Source organism: Herpetosiphon gulosus, assembly GCF_039545135.1.
GTDB lineage: Bacteria > Chloroflexota > Chloroflexia > Chloroflexales > Herpetosiphonaceae > Herpetosiphon > Herpetosiphon gulosus.
In genome coordinates, this window is sequence record NZ_BAABRU010000018.1 from 95,599 (window position 1) to 101,993 (window position 6,395).

Consider the following 6,395-nt stretch of genomic DNA (forward strand, 5'->3'; position numbering starts at 1 on the left):
TTGAACGTGCTGGAGTAATTGCAGCACGTTCTGCATTTTAATAGATTGATTTAACCTCAGGTAGCGCCAAGCCTGCCAAAAATGCTTGCATAATTTCATGATGATCTTCAGTTAACGGCGTGGCCAGTTGTTGGCTGATTTGGGTCAGAATAGCCTCAGGATCAGGGCCAAGTTGGCTGACGATTGTGCCAATATGGCGCAACAACTGCGCTTCGGCCTCAAATTCAGATCGGGTTAATGGCTGCTCATGGTGGCTAGCACAATAATAATCAGCAGGCAAGGCCAACAATCGCTCCAACAAAGGGAAAAGTTGGCTGGTGGTTAAGCGTCTTGATCCATGATACAAGTCGTCGTAGATACAATCGCCTAAAAAGACCACCGCTTGGCTTGGCAGATAAACAATCATCGAATCGTGAGCGTGATCGCCGCCAACAACAATTAATTCAGCGGCACAATTGCCTAAATCAAGCGTTAATTGCTGTTCGATGGTCGTGGTTGCGGTCACAATCTGCAACTGACTGCGATCAGCCAACTCAGCCTTGATCATATCGCGGCAAAAGGCAATTTCTAAACCATCAGCCACTCGCTGATCTAAAGCTGCATCACCCCAGTCGAGCGTCGCTAGCACCTGCAAAATGCGGTTGGTTTCTTGCGAGGCATAGCTTGGCAGGTTGAGAGTCGCCGCACCAAACACATGATCCCAATGCCAATGGGTTATGGCAAGGCAGGTTGGCTGAGCCATGGCCTGGGCCTGAATCGCATTACGCAACAAGCCAACATGGGCTGGCGAATTACCAGCATCAATTAATAAGCATTCGCGATTACCAACTACCAGGCCCAACATCGGGCGATCGGTGCGACTATCAGCAGGGAGCCAAAAGATTCGTTCGGTCAAAGGGTGGAGTTGATCAAGGGCATGCATTGACATTCCTTCTCCAACATAAGGAGGCTACGATGGGTTCTTCGCAAACTTCTGGACGCTTGACCGGAGTTATTCTTGGTTCGATTGTTTTATATCTGATCTTCAATATTGGTTCGATTTTCTTGATTGATCCGCGCAAGTACCCAACCTTGCTGGTTGTGGTGACAGTGCTCGGTGTTTTGGGCTTTGGGCTAGGGATTTACTTGGCGACACGTTGGGCACTCAAGCCACCGCGTTATCGCGAAGCCGAGAAAATAGGTCAACTGGTGCAAGGTCGCATCGTGGATTGCGCCCCAACCGGCTGGAAACACAAACGTTCACGCGGCTTTTCGACGGGGATTGTTGCACAGGAATATCGGATTAATCTTGAGATTAACCAGCCCAATCAGCCAAGCATGCAAGCTACGATTTATAGCTATTTTGGCAATGCCAAAATTCCGCGTAAAGGCCAATACCTGAGCCTGAAACAACACCCACAGCACCCAGAAGTGATCGTGCTAGCTACACCAACCACGGAATGAAGCGTTTGCTCCGTTGTTGATAAGCGGCATAACTTGCAAAGCGTTGATTGAGCAATTGCTCTTCGTAACGAGCTTTGAGCCACAAATCGATTAATAAAATTGCCAATATCGTCCAGCGCCAAAGTTGTGGTTCAACCATCACCCACGCTAGGCTACAAACCGCCAATGCAGTGTACATTGGGTGACGAATCCAGCGATAGGGACCATGGACGGTTAATTGGGCGTTGCTCAGCAGTTCGGGCATAATCGAGAGATTGTTGAGGCGTATGCTGATCAGCGCCCAAATTCCCAAGCCAACACCCAATCCAAACACCACCAACCAAAGTGTTGAAACCTTCTGCAATGGCGTACTGACCGCCAACAAACTTAAACAGATAAATTGCAAGGCAACATAGATTTTCGAACGCATACATGCTCCTTTTAAATGATTAGTTTGCTTAGGCCGTTCGTTGCTGCAACAAGACCTCGCTATAATCGGCAACCCAGCCAAACCCCAAGGCTTGATAGGTATTGATTGCTGCTTGATTGGCACTATGCACATTCAATCCAATGTGATTAATCTCGTGGCGCAAGCTTTGGCACAGCTTAGTAGTTACTTGCTTGGCTAAGCCTTGGCCTCGATAGGCTGGATGGGTCGTAATATTGCCTAAGGCTGCCACGCGATAGTTTGGCGAATAGACATGAATGCCTGCAATGCTTATTAATTGGTCATCACGCCAAATCCCATAGTAACAACCTGTTTCGAGCATGCGCGGGTCGAAGGCGTTATCGGGGTAGGCCTCGGCATATAGTTGCTTGATCGCTGGTAAATCGTCTGGGTGCAATTGCCGCACAGGTTTATCGATCACCACCTGATCAAGCTTGCTGAAATCCTGCAAGATCATTTTTTGATGCAGGCCATGATCCTCAATCTGGTAGCGATCAGCCAAGCCCTCGGCAATTCCAGGTGAAAAATGGCAATAGATTTTGGCTGGCAGCAATGGGCGTAAGGCATCAGATAATTGAGCCGAATAGTGGTGCTGCTGGTCATCAAACATCAGCCAAATTGGGGTGCTATGCCCGAGATAGATTAAAGCAATGTGTAATAATTCACCGGCTTGCTCCAGCCCATACCAAACCGTTGATGGCCAGAAAAAGCGATCTAAATCGCCAATTTGGTAAATATTGAGATCAGCATTGCGGCTGAGCCACGCTGCAATTCGCTCTTGGTCATGCAAGGAAATTAAACGCATTTCAACCACCTTACTAAATCAATAGGATTTATACTTTCGAATGATACTCATGGTTCGCCACCCTTCCGTCCCTCCGCTGGAGAGAAACGTAGAGGGTTTTCATCCCTGGTCAACACAATGGTTACACTTGGTGTCAGGGCTGGCGCAGGCCCAGGAGCCGTTGCTAAAACGCTCTCCTGATTGGCAGGTAACCTAATTAACCCGTGCCAAAAAATCTAAGGTGATTTTATACAACTCATCAAGCTCTAGTGAAGGTTCGACCGCCCGCAGATAATGCGACATGCCATCGAAAAAGTAGCTCTCGACTTCAACGCCTAAACCCCGCCATTGTTCAGCCAAAAACTCCGATTGGCTGGCGGGCACAACTTCGTCATTACGACTGTGCATCAACAAAATTGGCGGCAAATCGGCGCGAGGGTGTAATTGGGCCGAATAGGTGGCATAGCGTTGAATCTCCTGATCGGGATACCCCAAGGCAATCAGGGCTTGATCAAGCCCAAACGGCGGCATAAATGTTCCGGCTACAAAGCTCTCGCGCATAGCAAACAAATCGCTAATTGGCCCCAACAAAACCACACCAGTAAAACCAACATCATCTTGCAACAGGCGCAAAACGTGGAGGCTGCTATAACTGCCTGCCATAATCGCAATCTGGCTGCCATCGACTCCAACGAACGAGCCACCCCGAGCCAATGCCAACAAGCGCTTGAGATCGGCAATATCAGTTTCGAGGTCGAGGCTATAGGCTGGGCCAACTGCCAACACACTATAGCCGCGCTTGGCCAAGGGAATGCTAACGCTCTCCCATTCGTCGGCAGGGCCAGGGTAGACTGCCAACATCAAGGGCAAAGGCTGAGTTGCGGTAATTGGTCGATAAAGCAAGGTTAATTGTTGCTCGCCGTTATTGTTCCAAACTTGCACCTGTTGGCGCAAGGCTTGGGTTGGGTAGGGCGTAGTTCGGCTAACCACGCTGGTTGGGCCAAGCACGAGTTTTTCGACTGGATCATAACTTGGGGCAATTGCAGGCAAGAGCTGTACATGTTGCTCAGTTTGGGCCTGCTGCAAATCAACATCGAGCAAATAATCGCGATAGCTCGGCGCAGTAACCAGTAAGCGATATTCGTTAGCTGGCAAATTGCCAAGCTTATAACAGCCTTGACGATCGCTGCTGGCTCGATGTAAGCTGCCGTTGCGCTCGCTAACAGCCACAATTGCCCCAACGATTGGTTGCTGCTGTGCATTCTTAATACAACCAACGATGCTGCGATTAGCGATTGGCTGGCTTGGCATTTGGCCGTCGGCTCGCCATTGATCAAATTGATAACGCAGCGTATTACGAATTGGCCAAATCGTCACATTATCCGTGGTCAGCAGCCAGACCAAACCAATTGCCAAAAGGCCAATCATAATTCCCCCAATTTTGCGCCAAGAACGCTTGAACCATTGCATAATTTGCTCCTTTTGCAATTGAGTATGGCTTAATTTTGCTGGCTCAACCAGTTTGGATGCTGGCAATTACTGTACAACCAAGCTGTTAAGTGCTGCATGAGGCTTGGCAAGCGCTAAAAGTAACGCATAATAGCACTATTCAGCGCAAGAAATCTAGCTAGGCCAAGGGAGAAAAGTCGATGGTCGAGGCACATTTATTTGGGTTTGGCGGAGCACTCTGGTTAGCCTTGTTTATCGCCACCCGCACCCCCCAACGTTCGTGGCTATTTTGGGCCAGCATTACTAGTCTACTTGGCTTGATGGGCTTTTTTGGTTCGGGCGTGCTCGGCGGCGAAGGGCTGAATCTTGAGCAACTGATCAGTTTAGAGCGTAGTTTTTGGTGGAGTTCGGTGCTACCGATTACGGCTTGGCTCATGGTATGTAGCCTGATCCACCAAACGTTGCAACCAAGTATTGCTAAAATCACTAAGCCTGAACGTTGGTTGGTCGGCATTCTTGGATTAATCCTAATTGGCCTGGGGAGTTTCAGTAATTGGTTATTGAATTATGCTGAGCCAGTGTTGCTTGCCAGTGGTAGTCAAATAATTGGTACAGGCCCAGCTTACCCAATTTATAGTGCGTATGTGATGGGCTGCGTTAGTGCAGCGATCTGGCATTTGGTTGCAAGCTGGCGCATCGCCGAAACAGGCATGGCGCGGCGTAGTTTGGCCAGTTTGGTGTTGGGAGCCTTAGGATTCTTAATTGGCACAAGCAGTTTGTTGGCACGGCTCATTAGCATGAGCACATGGCCAATCTTTTATGGCTATGTACCAATTTTTGCTGGCTTGTTGATTACGGGCTTTGGGTTGGTGCGATTTGGCTTATTGTTGCAAGGCCAAAATGTGCTGCGCGATTTGATTTATAGCTTTTGCGAAATTAGCATCCTCGCCTTGATCTATTTAATTAGTGTGAATATTTTAGCTCTGCTGCGGCCCAGCCAATTGGCCTTGCTTTTGGCTTGTGTGATCATCAGCCATACTGGGTTGGATCGTGGGCGACGCTGGCTTGATCGCTTGTTCTTTTCGCGGGCTGAACAAGAGGCTCGTAGCCAATCGCGCGAATTTGCGATCGCCTTGGCTTCAACTCCTACGCCAACTCCAGCCCCAGTAATTATTGATGCGAAGCCCGATAAAGCTTGGAACGATGCAGTGCGGCGGGCGATCAGCGGTTTGAAAAATCCAGTTCAATTAGCCCAAAATCCCTTGCTCAGTAGCGCTTTGGTCAGCAATATCGTGCAGAGTAAAACCCTAGAAGATAATCGGCTGAATCGCAGTGCGATTGCCCGCGAACTGCTGTTGCAAGCAATCGAGCAACTACGGCCTGATGCCAGTCAAGCTTTGGGTAGCGGCGATGCATGGCGTTGGTATAACGTGCTGTATCTGCCCTATGTGCGTGAAATCAACCGCAAAACTGCGATCGATTGGCTTCGACGCGGCCTAAGCGACCCATTAATTGATGCTAGTGTATTGAGTTGGTTGGCGGATATTGATGAAGATACGTTTTATAAGTGGCAGCGCCGCGCCTCAGATTTGATCGCGGCTCAATTGTGGGAGCAACAATTGAAATTATTGCAAGCAATAGTGGAGTAAGGATTGTGGTGGAATGAGGGTTTATGTATGCTCGATTTTATCGTGTTTCTCCTCCCTTCCGTCCCTCCGCTGTGGGAGCAACAATTGAAATTATTGTAAACGCTAGTTGAGTAAGGATTGTCGTTGAATAATGGTTTATGGATGCTCGATTTTATTGTGTTTCTCCACCCTTCCGTCCCTCCGCTGGAGGGAAACGCAGGGTGTTTTCATCCCCCTGCACCCCTAAATTCAATTTGAGGATTATAGACGTGTAATAGATCAATCAACACTGATATTAATTATTGAGGAGACATAAATTTCTACTATTCGAATGATATTGGGCTATGGCTAATATTCAACATAATTAATGCTGAAGCATGTTACGAACTTCATCAATTGTATATGGTTCTTTGCGCATATGAATCACAGCATGGCAATTCGGGCATACAGGGCGCAAATCATCAATTGGATCAACTTCGTAGTTTTCGCCAATACTAGCCAGCGGTTTAAGATGATGGACATGGATAAATCCTTTTGCTAGGCTCTGTCTGATAATTCCATGGTAGACTCTCCGCTAGGAGGTGTGTATGGCTCGCCATGAATTGAGTGATGCCCAATTTGCCGTAATTGAACCACTTTTGCCAGCCGGAACCCGCCGTGGTCG

7 protein-coding genes are annotated in these 6,395 nt (G+C 48.3%); 2 read left to right on the forward strand and 5 right to left on the reverse strand.

The features are described 5' to 3' along the window. Positions 1-37: 37 nt before the first annotated feature. Complete coding sequence (locus ABEB26_RS21110; RefSeq protein ID WP_345724054.1) at positions 38-928, reverse strand: MBL fold metallo-hydrolase; 891 nt, start codon at positions 926-928, stop codon at positions 38-40. 26 nt (positions 929-954) lie between these two features. On the opposite strand from ABEB26_RS21110, the gene ABEB26_RS21115 reads away from it, so the two are divergent. Beyond that, positions 955-1,443 carry a hypothetical protein gene (locus ABEB26_RS21115; RefSeq protein WP_345724055.1) on the forward strand — a complete coding sequence of 163 codons (489 nt, stop codon included), beginning with the start codon at positions 955-957 and terminating at the stop codon, positions 1,441-1,443. Here ABEB26_RS21115 and ABEB26_RS21120 read toward each other — a convergent pair. From ABEB26_RS21120 to ABEB26_RS21130, 3 genes are all read right to left on the reverse strand, one after another. Beyond that, positions 1,424-1,852 (reverse strand): methyltransferase family protein, encoded by a 429-nt coding sequence (locus ABEB26_RS21120; protein ID WP_345724056.1) that lies wholly within the window; start codon positions 1,850-1,852, stop codon positions 1,424-1,426. The genes ABEB26_RS21115 and ABEB26_RS21120 overlap by 20 nt on opposite strands. 28 nt (positions 1,853-1,880) lie before the next feature. Next, the gene (locus ABEB26_RS21125) at positions 1,881-2,675 is read right to left on the reverse strand and encodes a GNAT family N-acetyltransferase (RefSeq protein ID WP_345724057.1); all 795 of its coding nucleotides are present in this window, start codon (positions 2,673-2,675) and stop codon (positions 1,881-1,883) included. A 192-nt stretch (positions 2,676-2,867) separates the two neighbouring features. Beyond that, entirely contained in the window at positions 2,868-4,124 is a 1,257-nt protein-coding gene (locus ABEB26_RS21130) for a carboxypeptidase regulatory-like domain-containing protein (protein ID WP_345724058.1), read from the reverse strand. Positions 4,125-4,303: 179 nt separating this feature from the next. Between ABEB26_RS21130 and ABEB26_RS21135 the strand changes: the two genes are divergently transcribed. Continuing rightward, positions 4,304-5,752, forward strand: a complete 1,449-nt coding sequence (locus tag ABEB26_RS21135) for a hypothetical protein (protein ID WP_345724059.1) — start codon at positions 4,304-4,306, stop codon at positions 5,750-5,752. A 343-nt stretch (positions 5,753-6,095) separates the two neighbouring features. Here ABEB26_RS21135 and ABEB26_RS21140 read toward each other — a convergent pair whose 3' ends face one another. Next, positions 6,096-6,287 carry an HNH endonuclease gene (locus ABEB26_RS21140; protein WP_345724062.1) on the reverse strand — a complete coding sequence of 64 codons (192 nt, stop codon included), beginning with the start codon at positions 6,285-6,287 and terminating at the stop codon, positions 6,096-6,098. Between the last annotated feature and the right edge of the window lie 108 nt (positions 6,288-6,395).